Origin of the sequence: Escherichia sp. KCJ4928 (assembly GCF_004352695.1) — a bacterium.
In the GTDB taxonomy this organism is placed as follows: domain Bacteria; phylum Pseudomonadota; class Gammaproteobacteria; order Enterobacterales; family Enterobacteriaceae; genus ECMA0423.
This window is the reverse complement of sequence record NZ_SJWV01000577.1, coordinates 1-523: the sequence shown is the minus strand read 5'-3', so window position 1 is coordinate 523 and position 523 is coordinate 1. Positions and strand designations below refer to the sequence as shown.

Sequence of the window (523 nt, the reverse complement as noted above, 5' to 3'; positions counted from 1 at the left end):
ATACCCTTTATGTGGTTAATTGTCATCAAATTGAACCAGATCAAAACTCTGTTATTTGAAGTAAATCAACTTTTAATTCTTTTTTATTCATTATCATTTTTTGGAAAAAATCGTTCCATCTCAGATGATACCTTCTCACGAATATCTTCAACCATATTGGCATATTCAAACTTTGGATTCCCGGAGACATGGGGACTTAGAGACTCAATACCCAAAATTTTCGCTACTGATGACTGTGTTTTTACAACACATTCAAGAAGAAGTTTATTAAACTCTTTCTGATTAAACGCAGACTCTTTACGTTCCATCTGAGCTTCATATACACGAAGCCCTAGTTCAAGAAGCATTGAAGCAGTTCCCGATACGCTTATATCTTTATCTCTTGCGCCCTCCTGACGACGCTGTTCAACTATCGCATTTACTTTATCATAGACATCATTACTGATATACAAAATTACTCTGGCCATAAGATAAAACCTTGCATCATTAAGCAATGAACTTTTCACTATAAATATGCATATAG

Annotated in this window: 1 protein-coding gene; it reads right to left on the bottom strand. The window is 34.4% G+C overall.

The window, feature by feature from the left end:
* Positions 1–83 precede the first annotated feature (83 nt).
* Positions 84–467: a conjugal transfer relaxosome DNA-binding protein TraM gene (gene traM, locus E0D98_RS25670; protein ID WP_001457391.1), complete on the bottom strand. Its 384-nt coding sequence runs from the start codon at positions 465–467 to the stop codon at positions 84–86.
* Positions 468–523 lie beyond the last annotated feature (56 nt).

Bases quoted from the DNA above. Each gene is read 5' to 3' on its own strand.
- traM (WP_001457391.1), bottom strand. From the start codon at position 467: ATGGCCAGAGTAATTTTGTATATCAGTAATGATGTCTATGATAAAGTA.